At 45.1% G+C, this 1,755-nt stretch carries 1 protein-coding gene; it reads left to right on the top strand.

The genetic code is table 11. The features are described from left to right. The first annotated feature begins 366 nt into the window (after positions 1-366). Positions 367-1,443, top strand: a complete 1,077-nt coding sequence (locus tag H6F93_RS00650; RefSeq protein WP_190678261.1) for a glycosyltransferase family 4 protein — start codon at positions 367-369, stop codon at positions 1,441-1,443. Positions 1,444-1,755: the final 312 nt, after the last annotated feature.

Here is a 1,755-nt window from a genome sequence, read left to right as displayed (position 1 = left end):
ACTGCTGTTTTGATAGCGAGTTTTTAATTCCTCACGACTGAGGTGTTTTGCCAGTGTAATTGTACGTCCCATCCTTCTATCTTATAGTGTTACTCCACAGCCGGATTCCGTATCAGATATGCGCCGCGTAGTGCAAACCTGTCTAGAAAAAGTGGCTCGATGGACATGATTACAGCCGCATCGGGGGTAGAAGGGCTGCTAAAGGCATCTGTCGAGCAACTAGACGCGATCCCAGGAAACCGCCTCAGAATTTCCTCATCAAATGCTTATCTTTCAGCTTTAACGTGGTAATCAGAATTCCTAAAGCAGATCCTGCTTGGGTGGCTTTAATAAACATTTCAAACTCAGTTTTTAGGAGAATCACGAATGCGAATTGCTCAAGTTGCCCCTTTAGGAGAGCGCGTTCCTCCCTTAACCTATGGTGGCACTGAACTTGTTGTTGAACTGTTGACGAATGAGTTAGTCCAGCGAGGACATGACGTTACGCTGTTCGCCACAGCAGATTCAATGACTCTTGCCGAATTGGAACCTAGCATTCCAAAATCTTTCCGGCAGTTAGGAATATCGCCTCACGAGGCGCAGATCCATAGCATGATGCAACTCAGCAAAGTATACGATCGGGCAAACGAATTTGACATCATCCATTCTCACATCGATTTTCAAGCCCTGCCCTATGCCAATCTGGTAAAAACTCCGACAGTTCACACCCTTCATGGGATTTTTGCCCCACTGATAGAGCAAATGTATGTGAACCATAAACACCAAAATCTCATCAGTATCTCTAACTCTCAACGCCGCATGGATCTGGGACTAAATTATGTGGCTACGGTTTACAACGGAGTTGACCCAACCGCCTTCATCTTTCATTCAAAACCCGACGATCCACCATACCTGGCTTTTCTGGGACGAATCTCACCTGAGAAAGGAACCCATTTGGCAATTGAGATTGCTAAACAAACAGGTTGGCACTTAAAAATCGCAGGTAAGATCGATCGCGTCGATACGGATTATTACGAGCAGGATATTAAACCTCATATTGACGGTAAGCAAATTGAATTTTTGGGGGAAGCAAACCATGTTCAAAAGAATGCCTTGATGGGGGGTGCCGTCGCAACTCTCTTTCCCATCACTTGGCAAGAACCCTTTGGACTGGTAATGACCGAATCAATGGTCAGTGGAACGCCCGTGATTGCAATGGCGATGGGTTCTGCACCAGAAATCATTGCTCATGGCAAGACTGGTTTCCTTTGTCATACCGTTGAGGAGTGCATCGAAGCGTTGGCGAAGGTTGCCGAAATCGATCGCCATGCATGTCGCCAACATGTAGAACAGTGCTTCAGCTTAAATTCCATGGTGGATGGCTATGAGGCAGTCTATCAGCACGTGTTGGCAGACCAATTCAGCCGCAACGGTCGGCTCCAATTCAGCTCTGTTGTACCTTAGTGGTGCAGAAAACTCAGAGTAGTCTCATCATGAGAACCTAACAACTTTGGAGAATTCAATCCGGCAATCTAAAGCATCGCGTTTATAAGAAATTGTGGCTTTACCTGAATTTTGGATAGCAGCATACTCAAATTTACAGAGTCAAATTTTGCGACAACAGGTTTTAAATTTAAAAATTGGACAAGTTATCCAACTTTTACAGGACTTACGCAGATGTACTAAATGTGGTGGTCAGCTTAGCCCAATTTCATAGCAAGAGTGGGTGATTTGAGTTGCCCAATCAAATAGTGGGATAACAGTCTGCTCTTGAGT

Origin of the sequence: Leptolyngbya sp. FACHB-671, assembly GCF_014695745.1 — a bacterium.
Taxonomy (GTDB): Bacteria; Cyanobacteriota; Cyanobacteriia; order Elainellales; family Elainellaceae; genus JAAUTN01.
The sequence above is the reverse complement of the archived record's forward strand: the minus strand, read 5'-3'. Positions and strand labels throughout refer to the sequence as shown.